This is a genomic window from Bombella saccharophila (assembly GCF_026385475.1).
Classification (GTDB): Bacteria; Pseudomonadota; Alphaproteobacteria; order Acetobacterales; family Acetobacteraceae; genus Bombella; species Bombella saccharophila.
Genome location: NZ_JANIDW010000001.1, coordinates 448590 through 467553, shown reverse-complemented (window position 1 = coordinate 467553; position 18964 = coordinate 448590). Strand labels below are relative to the sequence as shown.

The window sequence follows — 18964 nt, the reverse complement described above, 5'->3', positions numbered from 1 at the left end:
GAGAGCGGAATGACCACTGTACCCAAATTCGTCATTGGGAACTGGAAGATGCAGGCCCGCCACGAATATGGCCTAGAACTCGCAGAGGGTGTTGCTCAAGGGTTAAAAAAGACACCTCCCCCTAGCCATCTCCATACCATCCTTTGCCCCCCTTTCACGCAGCTCTCTGGGGTGCATGACGTACTTAGTAAGGTCGCTCTGCCCGATGATCAGCTTGCCTTAGGGGCACAAGATTGTTACCCGGCTTCCTCTGGTCCTTTTACGGGGGATATTTCTCCACAAATGATCAAGGCCCTAGGGGCAAATTATGTCATCCTTGGGCATTCAGAGCGGCGACAAAATCATGGTGAGACAGATGCCGTGATTCGCCAAAAGGTCAAAGCCGCTACCGCTGCGGGATTAACGCCGATTGTCTGTATTGGCGAGCATCTTGCTGAACGTAACGAAGGCCGTGCGGCAAGTGTGCTTGCTAGCCAGATTGAGGGCTCCCTGACGCGCGGCTTCCGCGGAATCGTCGCGTATGAGCCTGTTTGGGCCATTGGGAGCGGGATCACCCCCTCCCATGAAGAACTACAAAGGAAGTTAACACTCATCCGTGCTTTATTGCCGATGAGGCTCATGACAGATGACATTCGCGTCCCGGTCCTGTATGGCGGGTCCGTAACATCTGTTCAAGCACCTTCCATTATGTCCATTGAGGCCTTAGATGGGGTGCTTGTCGGCAGTGCTAGTTTGGAGGCGCAAAGCTTCTTAGATATTATCACCGCTGCGGCTGAGGCCACCACACCTCAACTGACCTCATAACTTTTGGACCCTGATTGAATGACCACATTATTGCTTATCCTCACTGTTCTGGTTGCCCTAGCCCTTATCGGCGTTATCCTGATTCAGCGTAGCGAAGGCGGTGGTCTTGGCGTTGGCAATAGTCAGGGGCTTGGCTCTTTTATGTCTGGGCGTGGCACAGCGACTCTGCTCACCCGTAGCACGGCGGTGCTAGCTGGCCTGTTTATGATTCTTTGCTTAGTCCTTGCCATCTTAAATCGCGGGGCTTCCTCTGGGGCGAGCAATGGGCGTGATATTCTCGCTCATCCGCCTGTATCTCAGCCAACAGCGCAAACTACGCCACAAGCAGCTACGCCGCAGGCTCCTGCTGCTCCCACACAAACGCAAGAACAAACACAAGGTGAGCAAACACCTGCTCACTAATTTTTAAGGTACTAATTTTTAGGGGAAGTTAAGCCATAATCTACTTCCCCTTCCCTGCCTCTTCGCTATATAAGGGCCTCCCATGACGCGCTTTGTTTTTGTGACGGGTGGGGTTGTATCCTCCCTCGGTAAAGGTATCGCCTCGGCAGCTCTGGCTGCCCTCCTCCAAGCTCGTGGGCATAAAGTCCGCATTCGGAAGCTGGACCCTTATCTCAACGTTGACCCGGGCACGATGAGCCCTTATCAGCACGGGGAGGTGTTCATCACCGATGATGGTGCTGAGACAGACCTTGATCTCGGCCATTATGAGCGTTTCACCGGGGAACATGCTCGTCGCTCCGACAACACCACAACGGGGCGGATTTACTCCAACGTCATCGCGCGCGAGAGGCGCGGCGATTATCTTGGGGCTACAGTTCAGGTCATCCCGCATATTACCGATGCGATTAAAGAGGCCGTTGTTTCCGATACGGATGGCTATGACTTCGTCCTTGTCGAGATTGGCGGGACAGTCGGCGATATTGAGAGCCTGCCCTTCCTAGAGGCGATTCGCCAATTACGGAATGATTTGGGCCATGAGAACACGATGTGCGTGCATCTCACCCTTCTGCCCTATATCCCCTCCGCGGGAGAGTTAAAGACCAAGCCAACGCAACATTCTGTCAAAGAATTACAAAATGTTGGCTTACAACCGCAGATTCTCCTCTGCCGGTCCGATAGACCCATCCCGCAAACAGAGCGGCAAAAAATTGCCAGCTTCTGTAATGTTCGTCCTGAAGCTGTGATTGCGGCTTTGGATGTCGATACAATCTATGCCTGCCCTATTGCGTATCATGAACAAGGGATGGACCGCGAAGTCCTCCGTTATTTTGGCCTGCCACATGATACCGCACCAGACCTCTCCCGCTGGGAGAAGATTGTCCGTGGTGTGCGCGAGCCTAAAGGGGAAGTACGCATCGGGATTGTTGGTAAATACACAGCTCTCCTCGATAGCTACAAATCCCTTGCCGAAGCCTTGCTCCATGGTGGGATCGCCCAAGATGTGCGCGTCCATATGAACTGGATTGATGCGGAAACTCTGGAAGACCCCACCCAACTTGAAAACCAGCTACGCGGCATGGATGGCATCCTCGTTCCCGGTGGGTTCGGCGAGCGTGGCTCGGAGGGGAAAATCAATGCCGTGCGTTATGCGCGGGAAAATCGTATCCCCTTCCTCGGCATCTGCTTTGGGATGCAAATGGCCGTTATCGAATGTGCCCGCTCCCTCGCCGGGTTGAAAAAAGCCTCCTCTACCGAATTCGGCCCTACAGAAGAACCGCTAGTCGGGCTGATGACGGAATGGGCCCGTGGGACAGAGCTACTCCGCCGCCGTGAAGGGGGCGATTTGGGCGGGACTATGCGCGTAGGTGCTTACCCGGCTAAGCTGGTCGAGGGCTCTCGCGTGGCGGCCATTTACGGTAAAACCGACATCCGCGAACGCCATCGCCATCGCTGGGAAGTGAACGTTCATTATCGTGAAGTGCTGGAGAAAACCTCCCTCCGCTTCTCTGGCATGTCGCCTGATGGTGTTCTGCCTGAAGTTGTTGAATATCCTGACCATCCCTGGTTCATCGGTGTGCAATATCACCCAGAATTGCTCTCTAAACCCTTTGACCCGCACCCACTCTTTAGCGGGTTTATTGGGGCGGCCAAAAAAGAGCATCAAACACGGGAGGATAAGGCGTGAATGTTCCTTTAGGGACATTCAACCTAGGGCAGGATCAGCCCTTTCGCCTTATTGCTGGGCCGTGCCAAATCGAATCGCGTGACCACGCTTTCTTCATGGCGGAGGCGTTAAGCACGCTCTGCCGTGAGTTGGGTATTGAGCTCATTTATAAAAGCAGCTTCGATAAAGCGAACCGCACCTCCCTCCGCGCTGCGCGTGGTGTAGGAATAGTAGAGGGGCTTAAAATCCTCGCCGATATTCGCTCTCATTTTTCAATCCCCGTTCTCACTGATGTCCACGCCCCTGAGCAATGTGCCCCCGTAGCAGAAGCTGTGGATGTCCTCCAGATTCCTGCTTTTCTCTGTCGGCAAACGGACCTCCTCATCGCAGCGGGAAAAACCGGCAAGGTTGTGAATGTAAAAAAAGGGCAGTTCCTCGCCCCCTACGATATGAAACATATCGTTGAAAAGCTGGAATCCACCGGCAATCACCGCATCCTCCTTTGTGAACGCGGGACATGTTTTGGTTATGGGACGCTTATTAACGATATGCGCGCCCTGCCGATTATGGCCCAGACGGGCTATCCTGTTGTGTTCGACGCCACTCATTCCGTCCAGCAACCCGGTGGGTTAGGCCATGCAACTGGTGGGCAGAGGGAGTTTGTCGCCCCCCTCGCCCGTGCGGCTGTTGCAACGGGAGTGAGTGCGCTATTCATCGAGACGCACCAGACCCCTGATACCGCTCCTAGTGATGGCCCTACGATGATCCCCCTTGCCGATATGCGCGCTTTGTTAGAGCCGCTCATCGGCATAGACCGTTTGGTAAAGCAAGGCTCTCAGAACTGACCTTGCGGAGAAAGAAGCGCGAGCGTGAAGCCAATCACGCATAAAATGCTGCTAATCACCCGTACCAGAAAATAACCGGGCGGGAAGTCACCATGCCGGTTTGCGAGTCGTTCTAATAAGATGAGGCTGAGAAAGCCCCCTATTTCCAGCGCAAAACCTATTTTTAAAGAGCCAGAGGCCCCAACACCCATGGCCAGCCATCCCCATAAAAACGCAAAACCTCCTAAAAGAATCGCCCGCTTATCGCGCAGGCTTTCCCCTTTTGGGAGGATGATGGTGGGCTTGCAGGCTAAGAAACCCCAATTCATCGCCCCATAAAAGGGTAAGAGACAGCCCCCATAAGCAAGCAAAACAAGCGTTAAATGCGGTAGAGGCATGACAATCCCTGCCAAAAAGAGCCAGCCGCCCATTAACAAAGGCAGAACACCGCCAAGCACAATAAGCATGGCTGCCGTGACAGGAAATTGTCGCATCTTAATTGACCTCAGGCCCGGTTTTTGAGACTAAAATAGGGTGGAAGCGGATGTTGCTTCGCGCCTGATGATAGGCCGTGCAGGCTCCGCCGCATAGAGTCAGGAGAAGTCCCTTGAGCGCAATTGTTGATATTATTGCCCGCGAAATTCTGGACAGCCGTGGTAACCCGACTGTTGAGGTAGATGTTGAACTAGCCTCCGGTGTGACCGGCCGCGCTGCTGTTCCCTCTGGTGCCTCCACCGGTGCCCACGAAGCTGTGGAGCTGCGCGATGGCGACAAAAAACGCTTCCACGGTAAGGGCGTCCTGAAGGCTGTCAACGCTGTTAACACAGAGATTGCCGATAAGCTACGTGGCATGGAATCTGAAGACCAGATTGCCATTGATAAAGCCATGATTGAGCTGGATGGCACACCAAATAAAGGCCGCTTGGGTGCAAACGCCATCCTCGGTGTTTCCCTCGCTGTTGCCCGCGCTACAGCTGAGGAGCTGGACCTGCCGCTATACCGCTATGTCGGTGGCACATTTGCTCATGTTCTGCCCGTCCCGATGATGAACATCATCAATGGTGGTGAGCATGCTGATAATGCTATCGACTTCCAGGAGTTCATGATCCAGCCAGTCGGTGCTTCCTCCGTTGCGGAAGCTATCCGTATGGGGTCTGAAATCTTCGCTTGTTTGAAGAAAGAGCTGCACAAGAATGGCCTGAACACCAATGTGGGTGACGAAGGTGGGTTTGCACCTAACCTGAACTCCACAGAAGATGCTCTCGGCTATATCGAGAAAGCCGTTAAAGATGCTGGCTATAGTTTTGGTAAAGACATTACCCTTGCTATGGACTGCGCTTCCACAGAGTTCTACAAGAACGGCCGTTACGAGATGAAGGGTGAAGGCAAGAGCTTCTCCTCCAGCGAGATGGTCGATTATCTGGAAGGCCTGACCAAGAAGTTCCCGATTGTTTCCATCGAGGATGGTCTTGCTGAGGATGACTGGGAAGGTTGGCAGGAGCTTACAAAGCGTCTCGGCGACAAGATTCAGCTCGTTGGTGACGATTTATTCGTAACAAACCCTGAGCGTCTTGCTGAAGGCATTGAGAAGGGCGTTGCTAACTCCCTGCTCGTTAAGGTTAACCAGATTGGCTCTCTGACAGAGACATTGCGTGCTGTGGAAATGGCTCAACGCGCTGGCTACACAACAGTGATGAGCCATCGCTCTGGTGAGACAGAGGATTGCACCATTGCTGACCTCGCCGTTGCTGTGAACACAGGGCAGATCAAGACAGGTTCCATGTCCCGCTCTGACCGTATGGCGAAATACAACCAGCTAATCCGTATTGAGCAGCAGCTTGGTGATAGCGCACAATATGCTGGTCGCAGCATCCTGAAGACACGTAAATAATCTTCAGCCAGACCGTCGGTCTAAGAAAAACCCCGCCTTAAAGGCGGGGTTTTTTTCACTCTGCTTCAGACCTTGCCTCTTTTAGAAAAGATTCATAGAATAAGACGTTATTACCTTATTCATAAACGATGTTAGGAGAGCGGGGATGATCATCTTTTTGCGGCGTGGTATGAGTACCATCTGCGCTCCCCTCTTGTTCCTACTACTAACTGCTTATTTTCTATGGAATGCCCTGCATGGGGACCTTGGGATCAAAGCGTATCAGCACCAAAAAACATTACAAACAGAAGCACAATCCGCTTTGGCTGACGCTCACAAAGAACAAACCATCTGGCGGCGGCGTGTGCTCGCCCTTAATGAAAGAGCTTTGGACCCAGATATGTTAGATGAGCGCAGTCGCGCAATGCTCAATAGCAGCCTCAAGGATGATCTTGTCATCCCATACGGAGAAAAGCACCCGCTTTATTAAAAAGCATGATGAGATATCATCTATAAAAAAAGCGGCCCCTCAAAGGCCGCTTTTTTTACATCACGCGATGCCGCCTTATTACTTAATCTTTGCTTCACGAAAGACAACATGCTTGCGCACAACGGGGTCGTACTTACGCACTTCCATCTTGCCTGTTGCTGTACGTGCATTCTTCTTCGTGACGTAGAAATACCCCGTATCTGCGGAAGAAACGAGACGAATCATAATAACATTTGTCTTGGCCATACTACCCTCGGACTGCTGCCATGATGGGATGCCGCTTTACCATTTACTCAAGAGCAGCATATCCCCTAATACTTGGACGGGAGAATGATACCTTGCGCCTTCCAGGTCAAGCCTTTTTGGTGGAAGTTCTCTCAGTAAAACGGATTATCATCATTTTCTCCCGCCCTATCACCGTCTTTCTCTTATTTATCACCAAAATCATCCAACGAATCATAATGATCATGCACAACATGATGCCGAGCTGAACCTTTCTTCCCGCCCATTCCAGCATGTTTATGGGACGGATGACGCCGCCCAGACGTAGCATGAGGCATAGCCACCCCAACTGTCTCGGAGAGCTTGATGACATCGCCCTCCCAATCATATCGACTGGCCTGCTGAGGCCCAGCTGCGGGCCTATAATGCGGCATCGGAATAGGCCTCTGCATTACAGTAGAATCCCGCTCATACCGCGCTGGTTGTTTGGCACTCTCTTGAAGAGAGGCCCCTCGTACCTCATGAACCACCTTAATATTACCATCTGGACGAATAAGCGTGAACGTCCCATCCCCATTAGGAATAGACACCGTCCCCGGGGCAATCGCCTCAGCTGATGCAGCCACTTGCTCATGATGACGAGGGATGGACGACGATTTAGCACCGCCAACCCCCTCATCAAAATCATTCCCTTGACCAACAGAAGGTGTAGAGCTGTACATCTCTTCAGGAATCACAGAGACGGCAGGCGGATTATGCGACAGGCCATTAATAACGGTATTCTTATTGGATTCATGCAGAGGTAACGCCCCTCCACCCGCTGCAAAAACAGCAGCAACGTCATTATTATACCGACCAGAACGAGCCGGAGGCGGAGCCACTGTCGGTTTTCTATCCTGCCGGGGCACTTCCTTCTCCGCAACCGGCTCTGGCGCAGAGGGAACAACAATCGAGGGCAGCGGTGGCAAGGTAGCCTCATGTGTAGCCACTTCTTCACGGTGCGTAATAGCGGCCTCATGCGGGCTAGAAACAGGCAGTGCAGAGGCAAACGGCATCGTCTTAACAGGCTGCTGCGGTGCTGGTACTGCCTGAGCTGCCATCTCTTTTTGAGGCACCATAGATGGTCGCTTAACTGGTGCAGCCGGTGGCAAAGGAGGGATAACAATCAAAGCAGGCGGCGGTAAGGTAGCTTTACGCACAGCCACTTCTTCACGGTGCGGAATGACAGCCTCATGCTGCCTAGAAACAGGCAGCGCAGAGGCAAACGGCATCGTCTTAGCAGGCGGCTGCGGTGCCGGCGTTGCTTGAGCTGCCACCTCTTTTTGAGGCACCAAAGACGGCCTCTTAACGGGCTCAGCCTGTGGTAAAGGAGGGACAACAATCAAAGCAGGCGGCGGCAAGGGGGCTTGTGCAACAACGTTCTCTTTATGCCCCTCTTGCTGCGGCGGAATCGTAGCAGGAGACGCAGCTGAAACGGTATGATTCACACTCTTGAGCGCTTTGGCAGATTGAGCAGCCTCCTGCTCATCCAATGGCTCCAGATAAGCGGAAGCATTATCCTGCACATGCGACGGCAAGGTTTTATCAAGCGGCATTACAACCTTGCCAGAACCATAACGCTTGCCGACACCTTCCCCAACCGTTATGCCCTGCCCATCGGCAAGTTGATGCTGCAAATCTGCTTCTAATTGCGGTCTTAATTGATGCCATTTATCAATAAAATGACTATTAGAGCGACTAACATCCTGCAAGCTAGGTACTGGGTCTGGCTGACCAGGCCAAATATCACCTTCCTCAGGTAAAATAGGCGTCGTACTGACCACTTCGCCACGTACACGCCGGGCGACCTCACTCTGTGCATCAGGTGAATTAGGATTACCTAAAGGATTAAACATCTCCCCTGCATGTCTGTCCCAGCCTGTGCAACTTGCTGTCAAAACAGAGAGGATAAGGAGGCTCGCTCGCTTTATTTTATCTTCTTTGCCCTTTACCATCTGAGGCGCATATCTCTTCCTATAAACATCCTCCGATAAGAGGAGGAGACGATGCGCCCCTATCTGGGCTTTATATTTATCTAACTGATGTCCCACCATTTATACCCGCATCCGTGCCACGGTTGCTTTAAGATACCCCGTCCCTGTCAAAAGGGTAGGAATTACAGACAACCAAAGCAATGCCGCGCCAATCACCCCGAAATATCGGGCTATATCATGAAAAGAATTAATAACCCCTTGCCCGAGGATGAGAAAACCTATAGCGACCATCTGCATCCCTGTTTTCCATTTCGCCAAGCGGGTCGATGGGATTGTCTGATTCTGAGACGCCATATATTCCCGCAAACCACTAATTAAAATCTCTCGCAGCATAATTAAAATAGCCGCATAAAGGGACCAAAACCGCAATCCCCCCGTCCCTGCCAGAGCCAACAATAAGCCCCCTACCAAAAGCTTATCAGCAATAGGGTCCATCATACGACCTAAATCTGAGGTCAACCCTTGCCGACGTGCCAAGGCCCCATCCAGATAATCCGTCACACATGCCCCAACATAGAGAAAAAACGCAATATCTGCCCATAAGCCACCACCGGCGAGACATCCAATCAAAACCGGGATAACAAGAATACGGAACAATGTAAGAAGATTGGGTAGGTTAATCACTACAAATCTCTATCCGGCAGGTCATGCCCCAACATATATCTCGGTCAGGGTTTTTAGGAGATGTCACTCTGTTCTCTTACCCATTCTGGATGGAAATATCCATAAATGACCTGCGCCATTTCACGATTAATTCCTGGTACATGTTCTAACTCCTCTATAACGGCCTGTCGCACTTGCCGAACAGACCCAAAACGTGTCAACAACGCCTTCTTTCGGGCAGGCCCAATCCCCGGGATGTCATCCAACCCCGAATGAGTCAGCGCTTTTGAACGGCCCGCCCTATGGGTTGTAATAACAAAACGATGCGCCTCATCTCGTAAACGTTGCAAGTAATATAAGACAGCATCGTTAACAGCTAATTGAAACGGCTCTCGTCCTTCAACAAAAAACCACTCCCGCCCCGCATTACGATCCACCCCTTTAGCAATCCCAACGACTGGGATGGACGCAAGACCTCTCTCAATTAACATTTCTTTTACAACTCGTACCTGCCCTTTACCACCATCAATAAGCAATAAATCTGGCCATGTCTCACACCCCGCATCCTCTTCACTTAACTGTGCAAAACGCCGACTCATAACCTCTTTCATCATTCCAAAATCATCACCAGGGGCAATGGGGCCACGAATAGAAAATTTCCGATAAGCTCGTTTCACAAATCCCTCTGGCCCACCAACAATCATTGCCCCATAAGGGGCTTGGCCCATCAAATGAGAATTATCGTATACCTCAATTCTTTTTGGTGGAGCGGGCAACCCAAATAAATCTGCCACTTTCTGCAACAAGATGGCCTGGCCTGCGGTTTCTGCTAAGCGGCGTTCTAACGCTTCACGCGCATTAAGGATGGCATGATCTAGCACATCCTTTTTCTCTCCTCTCTGCGGTTGGAGTAGCTGTACTTTATGCCCACGCTGTAACGTGAGCGCCTCTGTAAGCAACGCCTCTTCTTGTGGGATGATGTTTGTCAGTATCTGAGCAGGAGGCTGCTTATCTTCATAGAACTGAAGTAAAAAAGCCGCCAATATATCAGCTGCGAATGCATCCTCCGCATGACGTGGGTAGAAAGCGCGGTTCCCATTATTTCGTCCGCCCCGGATGAAGAAAACCTGTATGCAGCTCTGTCCCGCTTGCTGCCACAAAGCCACAACATCTGCCTCTCGAATAGTAATGGGATTAATCGCACCTGAGGCTCGAAGATTCGCAAAGCCGCGGATACGGTCCCGAATCAAAGCAGCACGCTCAAAAGCCATCTCCTCAGCCGCCTCTTCCATCTCTTTTGTGAGGCGTTGTTGTAGTTCCCGCCCCCCACCGCTGAGGAATTCTTTTGTCTGTTCTACTAACGCTTGATATTCCTGCGCGCTAATCCGCTCCACACAGGGGGCAGAACAACGCTTGATTTGATAGAGTAAACAAGGCCGGGTGCGGGATTCAAACACGCTATCGGTGCATGTCCGCAGCATAAAAGCCCGTTGAATAACCTGGATCGTCTGATCCACCGCACGAGATGACGCAAAAGGCCCCCAATAAGTTGCTCCCTTTACCGGTTTCCCTCTTTGGCGCATCAAGCGGGGATAGGTATGGTCCCCACTCAGCAACAACCAAGGGTAAGATTTATCGTCCCGCAAGAGGATGTTAAAGCGTGGCTTCATCCGCTTGATGTAATTGGCCTCCAGCAACAAAGCCTCAGCCTCTGTTCGCGTAACAACAATCTCCATCCCCACAGTAAGCGTTACCATCAAGCGGATACGCTCGGGCAAGCGAGAGAGAAGCGTGTAAGACGTAACACGCTTTTTTAAATTTAACGCCTTACCAACATATAAGACCTCCCCTTTACTCCCGAGCATACGATAAACGCCTGGAGTATCAGGAATCGTTTTTAAGGCTTTACGAATCGCAGCCACACCTTGAGGGATTTCAGCCATATCTCTTATTTTTCCGCTGATTTTTCCTAATTCTACGGAGCCTCTCAAACTCATCCACTATTCCTGTGGAAAAAGCTGTGAATACCCCAAGGGTAAAACGCCGCATCGTAGAGTTTCTCTTCCTTTCAATAGATTGCCTATTTTTTGGTCACTAAAAATAACCCCTTGAAAAATAAGGATTTATAAAAGGTTTTCTAGAACGTAACACGTCTGCTTCCGCCTTTCTTCCCAATATAACTGTCAATCCCGTTTCTGAAAAAAAGAGTGGACAAAATGCGATAACATCCACTTGAAAAGAGTAATTTATGTTTGACTCTTCGTCATTCTTCGTTCTGCCTTTTCAAGCAATGTTAACATATTGCCACTCGCCACGGCTTGCAGCTCACTCTCATCTAACCCTTGGTCCCGTAGAGCCTGCAGCAATTGAGGTGTCTCACCAGCATCCTGCCAGCCCTCTATGCCGCCCCCGCCATCAAAGTCGGAGGAGAGACCAACATGCTCCACACCTATCCGGCGGATAACGTACAGCACATGCTTCGCAAAATCCGTCGCTGTGCCACCACCGCCACGTTTTAAAAACGCCCCCATGGCTGTGATTTGGATGAGCCCACCACTCGCCTTCAACGCATCTAGCTGCCCATCATCCAGATTACGCGGATGGTCACACAAAGCCCGCACGCAAGAATGACTCGCAAAAACAGGCACCTCGGAAAATTCTACAGCCTGCATCATCGTCTTGCGCGATGCATGTGAGACATCCACCAACATGCCATGACGATTCATCTGTTGAATCACACGGCGGCCCAACGAGGATAAGCCGCCATGCGCTTCCTCTGGGCCTTCTCGTACCACTGCGGAATCCGCTAAGAGATTATGCCCATTATGGGTAAGGGTCATATAACGCACCCCATAACGCTGAGCGAGCCAACCAATGCGGCTATCATCCTCTCCTATCGGATAACCATTCTCCATCACCGGGATGAGCGCGACATCGCCATTTTGCGCCGCCTGCCGTATATGCGCGGCTGTGTGACATAGAGCCGCCTGTCCCTCAAGATAATGGGGGACCATATCCTCTATTGCCTCTAACATAGCTTGCGCCCGCCGCCATGCCGCCGCATGACCAGCTTCATCAAGGCCTGCTTGTGGTGTATAGGCTGCCAAACAAGCCGCCCCTAACCCGCCCGCTTTCGCTTTGGGGACCGTAAACCGCCGCTCTACATCTCGCTGGGCGCAATCAGCTTGGTCACGCTTGTGCCAACTGGGAAGGCCATCCGCCGTTTTTTCCTCCCACGGAATATCAATATGCGTATCCATGATGAAAATAGACATCTATAAGGCCCCTTCCTTCGCTATACGCTTCAATGTGGCGTAATGCGCCGTAATCGCAAGATCATACTTGAATTTTTCCGCTTAAAGAGGGATCAAAAGCCATGCGTCTTATTACATGGAATATCAATTCACTTCGCCTCCGGCTGCCCCTCTTAACGCGTCTGAGCGAAGAATACGCCCCTGATGTCATCTGCCTTCAGGAAACTAAGGTCCCCGACCCGCTCTACCCCCAAGAGGCGTTAACGGCCCTGGGTTACCCGCATCAGCTTTATCGCGGGATGAAAAGCTATAATGGTGTGACGATTCTATCACGCATACCGTTAGAGCCCGCCCTACCTCATGCACCTGATTGGTGCGGCAAGATGGATTGCCGCCATGTTGCTGCGCGCCTTCATCCAGACTCCGGCCCGGTGAATCTTCATAATTTCTACGTCCCTGCTGGTGGCGATATACCAGACCCAGACGAGAACGAAAAATTCGCCCATAAGCTCGCTTTTTTAAAAGAAGCCAAAGAGTGGTTTACAGCCCACCCTCCTAAAAGAAGCATCCTTGTGGGGGATTTAAACATCGCCCCGCTAGAGCATGACGTATGGAGCCATAAACAGCTCCTCAAAATTGTTAGCCATACACCCATTGAGACATCCGGCTTGTTAGACTGGATGCACACAGGCTTTAAAGATGCCATGCGTACTGCCATCCCAGAGCCAGAAAAACTCTATACATGGTGGTCATATCGCAACCGGGATTGGAAGAAATCTAACCGTGGACGTCGATTAGATCATATCTGGACCACGCCAGATATTCTCCCCAACATGCAAAAAATCACCGTTCTCAGCGCGCTACGCGATTGGGAACCCCCCTCCGACCATGCCCCGGTCATGATGGACATCACCCTCTAACAATACCACCCTATAAAGAGTGCAGGCTGACCTAACATGATAGGACCAGCCTGCTTTAAAGAGCGCCTTTACAAATTAGGGTTAAGGCAATAGCCCCCACCCTCTGTCAGCAAAATCCCAGCTCGGCCATGAGCAGGCTCTATCTTTTGGCGAAGGCGATAAATATGGGTCTCTAATGTATGGGTCGTTACAGAGGCATGATATCCCCAGACCTCATGCAACAACACATCACGCTCTACTGGCTGCCCCCCAGCACGGTAGAGATATTTTAAAATGGCTGTTTCTTTTTCTGTCAGATGGATACGCCGCCCTGTTTTTTGGTCCAAAAGCTGTTTATTTGCAGGACGAAACACATAAGGACCAATATCAAAAACAACGTCCTCACTATTTTCGAACAAGCGTAATTGGGCACGCACCCGCGCTTGTAATTCCCCTACACGGAAGGGTTTAGCGACATAATCATTCGCCCCTGCATCAAGACCACGAATGACATCATCTTCATCATGAGAGCCTGTCATGATGATAATAGGGATTGCTAAGCCTTTTTTACGTAATGCCGCACAAAATTCCCGGCCATCGCCATCAGGAAGATTCACATCCAACAAGACAATATTAATCCGCCCCTCAGAACGACCCAATACTTCCTCTGCAAGAGCAAGCGTGGTTGCGCGCTCTACCCGATAAGCCGCTCCCTCTGACAACTGAGCCGCTAAGACGGAACCTAAACCATCATCATCGTCAACAATTAATATTGAGTGACGAGTATTCATGTCTCAAAAATCCTGTTCATAAATACAGTTCAGTTACTGCACCGCCTCTACCATTCCCCAAAAAAAGGAAGCCTGAAAAGCATAGCACTGCAACTAACAACCAACACTACCCTAATCCGTTTAAAAACAGAAGGCTATGCCTCCTCACGTAGCTGTGCATCCTCTTTTGCAAGCGTGACGGCTTCTTGACCATCGGGCGAGACCATAGCAACCACTAAATCCCCTACTACGGGGATCGTCTTTGCGCGATCTTCTGCTGATCGTATAAATATCCCTGTACCACGACGAACAATGAGTAATTCAAGCCGATTTTCTTCTTTCTCCAATAATTCAACGGTTGATTCCGTTACAATGTAACTAACAAATCGCCAACCACGACTAAATAACGTATCAAAAAACGTATAGTTCCACCCCGGCTCTCCCAGTACTTTACCACGCGCATCACGCGAGAGACCACGATAGAGGTCCAGCCGTGCCACACCGGGGCTGACCTGATAAACGCGCTCCCGCCCCATATGAGGGGCTAAATGCCCGCAGACCATGCCATTATAAATCGCATCCCCTGTTGTCGCGATTAGATAATCGGCGGGCCGCTCCTCCAAGGCTTCTTGCCCGGCTGCGGAGAGAAGTTCCGTCTTTAAAACAGGCACGCCGCGCCGTGCAGCCGGCATAAGCTCTTGCGCTGTTGTATCAACAAGCAAGACGGGTACTTTCTCCTCATTCAAGCATGCAGCAAGGTCCGTTGACCACGCATTACCGCCTAAAATGACCAAAGCGGGCTCGTTAGAAAGTGTCAGATGTAGCCGCCGTGCGAGGGGACCGAGGGAGAAGCCATGGCAAATCATCGTCACAGCAATGACCGCAAACACCGCAGGCATCACCAACTCTGCCGAAGGATACCCCGCCTCTGCCAATTTAATCCCCGCAGCCCCAGCCACAGCCGCTGCAACAATACCGCGCGGGGCAATCCAGCCCACAAAAAGCCGCTCTTGCCAGCTCATCGTTGTGCCTAATGTGGAGAGGAAAATCCCCAGTGGCCGCACCACAAACAACACCACTAAGGTCAACAATAAAATCGGGACCGAGAGCCGTGCCAGAACCCCACGATGCAAATCCGCCGCGAGGAGGATGAACAATACAGAGACCATCAGCACGACAAGGGATTCTTTTGTGCGTTTTAGCTCATTCATCCCCGGCGGGTGTAGGTTGGTCAGCATCATGCCAAAAACGGTTACGGCAATTAGCCCCGCACCTTCCATCGCCAATGTGCAAGCCTCAAAAATAATCAGGGCCAGTGTTAGAATGACAGGGACCTTTAACAGCTCTGGCATTAAGTCCCGCGTAAAGAGATAGCTGAGCAAATAAGCAGGCAATATCCCCGCAGCAACAGACAAAGCCCCCGCCACAACCATATCAGGCAAAGTGTGGACAAAGAGCATCTGTTTATGCAGGTCGAGATGCAGCAACATAACCTGCATCACAACCGCAGCAAGAATAGCCCCTAGCGGGTCATTCACAATCGCTTCCCACCGTAAAAAGGCAGCAACACGCGGTTGTAACTTGGCACTGCGTAGCAAAGGCAGAATGACCGTAGGCCCCGTCACCACGATAATCGCCCCAAAGAGAAAAGACGGCCCCCACTCCAGCCGTGCAACATAATGTGCGGCTATGGAGCCTAAGAGCCAGTTGATAGGCAAGGCCACCATCGTCAAACGTGCAACCCCTTGCCCAGCCTCGCGTAACTGACGAATATCCAGCGCAAGGCCGCCTTCAAACACGATCAAGGCGACCAGCATGGAGACAAGCGGGCGAAAGGCATGACCTAATGTCGCAGAGGGGTTCAACCAGCCTAGCACAGGGCCAAAAAGAAGCCCCATAGCAAACAGCAACACAATCGCTGGCAGGCGCAGACGCCACGCCACCCATTGCGCCAACATACCAGCCCCAAATGTTAGCACCACACCAAAGAGAACATCATAGGCCATAGGGAGCGTATTTCCTCCATTGCGCGTAGCCGAATATCAGCCATTCTCACAATAAATACACAAACGCTCCATGGCAGAAAAGCTCCGCCATCACGCTAATGAGGCTGTAAGAGGCTCAATTTTGTGCGCTACGCTCCATCACCGCAACAAAAAAGCCATCTGTCCCATAGCTATGGGGGGTAAGGGCAAAGGCAGAATCTTGGCGCAAGCTCTCTGGCAAGAATAAAGACCGCCGCGCTGAAGGGAGGGGCTGATAATCAGCCCGTCTTTTAAGGAAGGCCTCTATCTGCTGGATATTCTCCACTCCTAAGAGAGAGCATGTGGCATAAACCAATTTCCCACCGGGGCGAACAAGCCGTGCGGCAATATCCAAAATAGCGGCTTGCTTTACGCAAAGCTCTTGTACATCCGTCTCACTTAGCCGCAGCCGTGCATCAGGGTTACGCCGCCATGTTCCCGTACCAGAGCAAGGCGCATCGACCAATACCGTCTCAAACTGTCCTTCCCGCCGTTTGGCCCATTTATCTCCCTCTTTGAGGAGATGGCGCGTCACATTATGCACACCCGCCCGGCGCAACCGCTTTACAGCCCCCTCCAACCGTATAGAGGAGACATCACATGCGACAATTTGACCCTTATTTTCCATCGTCATGGCAATGGCTAAGGTCTTTCCCGCCGCACCAGCGCAATAATCAAGCAACCGCTCGCCAGGGCGAGCATCAACCGCCGCAGCGATGAGCTGGCTTCCTTCATCCTGAATCTCTACCAGACCATCCCGAAAAGGTGCCGCAGCGGTAATGGGCTGGCGACCCTCAAGGCGAATCCCCCAAGGGGAGAGAGGCGTTGGCTGCCCATCAAACCCTTCCCGCTTAAGGCGGCGCAAGGCTTCCTCACGCGTTCCTTTCAGCAGATTCACGCGGAGGTCGAGCGTTGGAGCCCCCATGAGGGCACGCATTTCCTCCTCCAATCGCTCACCGAAATCACGCTCTAAATAAGGGTGCAACCAATCAGGATATTCCAACCTGACAGGGAGGGATTGTTTCTCATCTGTGATGGATTGGCCCTCTAATGCCGCCAGCATCGCATATTCACGCTCACTCAATGGGGCTGGCGCGTAACGCTCCCCACTAAATAACGCCTGAATGGAGGATAAAGGCTGCCCCACAAAATGCAGCATCGCCGCGCATAAAAGCCGTGGGGAAATATCCTCATGCCGGTACCGTAACTCTGCCCGTAAATGCCAATGCAGCCGCCGCCACGCCCGCAGCACATCCCACGCTAAGGTCGAGATAGCCCTGCGATCCCCGCCACCAATATAGCGGCGTTCGCGGAAGAAGTTATTAGCCACGGCATCAGCCGGACGATGAGGCGCATTTTGAATCGCACAAAGCAGATCAATCGCACCAGAGAGACGAGCAGCGGGGGTCATGGCCCCCGCCTACCCTGTTTCCGTCCTTCAGGAAAGGGAAAAATCACCTTACAGGCGATAGTTCGGTGCTTCCCGCGTGATGGTCACATCATGCACATGGCTTTCGCGCAGGCCAGCATTCGTAATTTTGCGGAACTTCGCCCGAACTTGCAAATCTGCCACGGTAGCGGAGCCTGTATAACCCATACCAGCCCGCAGCCCCCCAACAAGCTGATGCACCACCGCTGCCATCGGGCCTTTATAAGGCACTTGCCCCTCAATCCCCTCTGGAACCAGCTTGAGCGTATCGCGTACCTCCCCTTGGAAGTAACGATCCGCCGAGCCACGGGCCATCGCCCCCATGGAGCCCATACCACGATACGCTTTATAGGTCCGCCCCTGATAAAGGAAGCTCTCACCAGGGCTTTCCTCACATCCTGCGAGCATGGAACCAACCATCACAACATCCGCACCCGCCCCAATGGCTTTGACGATATCGCCAGAGGTCCGAATCCCCCCATCGGCAATAGCGGGGACATCAAGCTCATGACAGGCGGCCGCTGTCTCCAACACCGCAGAGAATTGCGGCACACCCACACCCGCCACCACACGCGTTGTGCAGATGGACCCTGGGCCAATGCCAATCTTTACACAATCTGCACCGGAGCGAATCAAAGCTTGTGCAGCCTCTGGTGTCGCGACATTCCCCGCAATGAGCTGCACATCCGCATAACGGTCCCGTAATTGCGCAACAGTTTCTAACACACCGCGGGAATGGCCATGGGCGGTATCAACCACCAGCACATCCACCCCCGCATCCACAAGGGCAGCCCCACGGCGGAGGCCATCTTCCCCTACGCCGATAGCCGCCGCACAGAGCAACCGGCCCTCAGCATCCTTTACCGCCAAAGGATGGGTCGTTGCTTTATCCATATCCTTAACGGTAATCAGCCCCACGCAATGCTCTGCATCATCCACAACAAGGAGCTTCTCAATCCGATGGTCATGCAGGAGTTGGCGGGCTTGCTCAGGCGATGCCCCATGCTTAACCGTCACCAACCCTTCATGGGTCATCATATCGCGGACAAGTGTTGTCTCATCAGCAGTAAAGCGCATGTCACGATTGGTCAAAATCCCAACCAGCTTGCCGCTTTTCTCCACAACTGGGAGGCCAGAAATCCCATTGCGGGCCATAATCTCATGGACTTCCCGCAGGGTTTGGTCCGGCCCAACTGTTACGGGATTAACCACCATCCCGGCCTCAAAACGCTTCACACGGCGGACCTGCTCAGCCTGCTCCTCCAGCGTTAGGTTTTTATGGATAACCCCCATACCGCCTTGCTGGGCCATGCAAATAGCCATTTCTTCTTCCGTCACTGTATCCATAGCGGAGGAAAGAAGTGGAATATTCAGGCTAAGCTTACGGGTAAGACGTGTCTTTGTGCTGACCTGCCCCGGCAGAACAGAGGATTCAACAGGTTCAATAAGGACATCATCAAAGGCCAAGGCATCACGCACTCGGTTATAAAGTCTCTCTTGTGGGAAGTCTGTCATGCTGCCTACGCCCTCGCTCGTGCGTCCTGTGTCGATACAACTCGGTCAGCCTAACCCTATTGATAGGTTTTAAGCCGTTGGCAGGGTCTCATAACGCACTCTGCAAAGGGAGGCAAAGAA

17 protein-coding genes are annotated in these 18964 nt (G+C 52.1%); 7 read left to right on the top strand and 10 right to left on the bottom strand.

The features are described from left to right. Nucleotides 1-9 precede the first annotated feature (9 nt). The 4 genes from tpiA (at nt 10) to kdsA (ending at nt 3756) form a co-directional block, all read left to right on the top strand. Complete coding sequence (tpiA, locus tag NQF64_RS02070) at nt 10-804, top strand: triose-phosphate isomerase (protein WP_099025986.1); 795 nt, start codon at nt 10-12, stop codon at nt 802-804. A gap of 18 nt (nt 805-822) precedes the next feature. Next, on the top strand, nt 823-1206 hold the full coding sequence (gene secG / locus NQF64_RS02065; protein ID WP_099025987.1) for a preprotein translocase subunit SecG: 384 nt from the start codon (nt 823-825) through the stop codon (nt 1204-1206). 82 nt (nt 1207-1288) lie between these two features. Then, complete coding sequence (locus NQF64_RS02060; protein WP_266106307.1) at nt 1289-2932, top strand: CTP synthase; 1644 nt, start codon at nt 1289-1291, stop codon at nt 2930-2932. Beyond that, nucleotides 2929-3756 (top strand): 3-deoxy-8-phosphooctulonate synthase, encoded by an 828-nt coding sequence (kdsA, locus tag NQF64_RS02055; RefSeq protein ID WP_266106306.1) that lies wholly within the window; start codon nt 2929-2931, stop codon nt 3754-3756. Before NQF64_RS02060 ends, kdsA begins: the two co-directional genes overlap by 4 nt. Here kdsA and NQF64_RS02050 read toward each other — a convergent pair. Then, entirely contained in the window at nt 3747-4229 is a 483-nt protein-coding gene (locus NQF64_RS02050; RefSeq protein WP_266106305.1) for a DUF3429 domain-containing protein, read from the bottom strand. The genes kdsA and NQF64_RS02050 overlap by 10 nt on opposite strands. Nucleotides 4230-4342: 113 nt before the next feature. Between NQF64_RS02050 and eno the strand changes: the two genes are divergently transcribed. Both eno and NQF64_RS02040 read left to right on the top strand, forming a co-directional pair. After that, nucleotides 4343-5626 (top strand): phosphopyruvate hydratase, encoded by a 1284-nt coding sequence (eno, locus tag NQF64_RS02045; RefSeq protein WP_099025991.1) that lies wholly within the window; start codon nt 4343-4345, stop codon nt 5624-5626. Nucleotides 5627-5771: 145 nt separating this feature from the next. Then, complete coding sequence (locus NQF64_RS02040; RefSeq protein WP_099025992.1) at nt 5772-6095, top strand: FtsB family cell division protein; 324 nt, start codon at nt 5772-5774, stop codon at nt 6093-6095. Between the two features lie 78 nt (nt 6096-6173). On the opposite strand, the gene rpmG is transcribed toward NQF64_RS02040, so the two are convergent. The 5 genes from rpmG to NQF64_RS02015 form a co-directional block, all read right to left on the bottom strand. Continuing rightward, nucleotides 6174-6341, bottom strand: coding sequence for a 50S ribosomal protein L33 (rpmG, locus tag NQF64_RS02035; protein ID WP_043561310.1), 168 nt, complete (start codon nt 6339-6341; stop codon nt 6174-6176). A 182-nt stretch (nt 6342-6523) separates the two neighbouring features. Next, nucleotides 6524-8254 (bottom strand): hypothetical protein, encoded by a 1731-nt coding sequence (locus NQF64_RS02030; protein ID WP_266106304.1) that lies wholly within the window; start codon nt 8252-8254, stop codon nt 6524-6526. Between the two features lie 156 nt (nt 8255-8410). After that, nucleotides 8411-8974, bottom strand: a complete 564-nt coding sequence (gene pgsA, locus NQF64_RS02025) for a CDP-diacylglycerol--glycerol-3-phosphate 3-phosphatidyltransferase (RefSeq protein ID WP_099025994.1) — start codon at nt 8972-8974, stop codon at nt 8411-8413. Nucleotides 8975-9027: 53 nt separating this feature from the next. Beyond that, nucleotides 9028-10896 (bottom strand): excinuclease ABC subunit UvrC, encoded by a 1869-nt coding sequence (uvrC, locus tag NQF64_RS02020; protein ID WP_266106303.1) that lies wholly within the window; start codon nt 10894-10896, stop codon nt 9028-9030. Between the two features lie 303 nt (nt 10897-11199). Continuing rightward, nucleotides 11200-12228, bottom strand: coding sequence for a dipeptidase (locus NQF64_RS02015; protein WP_099025996.1), 1029 nt, complete (start codon nt 12226-12228; stop codon nt 11200-11202). A gap of 101 nt (nt 12229-12329) precedes the next feature. Between NQF64_RS02015 and NQF64_RS02010 the strand changes: the two genes are divergently transcribed. After that, complete coding sequence (locus NQF64_RS02010; RefSeq protein WP_266106302.1) at nt 12330-13127, top strand: exodeoxyribonuclease III; 798 nt, start codon at nt 12330-12332, stop codon at nt 13125-13127. A gap of 68 nt (nt 13128-13195) precedes the next feature. On the opposite strand, the gene NQF64_RS02005 is transcribed toward NQF64_RS02010, so the two are convergent. The 4 genes from NQF64_RS02005 to guaB form a co-directional block, all read right to left on the bottom strand. Beyond that, nucleotides 13196-13897, bottom strand: a complete 702-nt coding sequence (locus NQF64_RS02005) for a response regulator transcription factor (protein ID WP_099025998.1) — start codon at nt 13895-13897, stop codon at nt 13196-13198. A 134-nt stretch (nt 13898-14031) separates the two neighbouring features. Next, on the bottom strand, nt 14032-15882 hold the full coding sequence (locus NQF64_RS02000) for a cation:proton antiporter (protein WP_266106301.1): 1851 nt from the start codon (nt 15880-15882) through the stop codon (nt 14032-14034). 115 nt (nt 15883-15997) lie between these two features. Further along, on the bottom strand, nt 15998-17311 hold the full coding sequence (locus NQF64_RS01995; RefSeq protein ID WP_266106300.1) for an RsmB/NOP family class I SAM-dependent RNA methyltransferase: 1314 nt from the start codon (nt 17309-17311) through the stop codon (nt 15998-16000). Nucleotides 17312-17359: 48 nt separating this feature from the next. Continuing rightward, nucleotides 17360-18844: an IMP dehydrogenase gene (gene guaB / locus NQF64_RS01990; RefSeq protein ID WP_266106299.1), complete on the bottom strand. Its 1485-nt coding sequence runs from the start codon at nt 18842-18844 to the stop codon at nt 17360-17362. Nucleotides 18845-18964 lie beyond the last annotated feature (120 nt).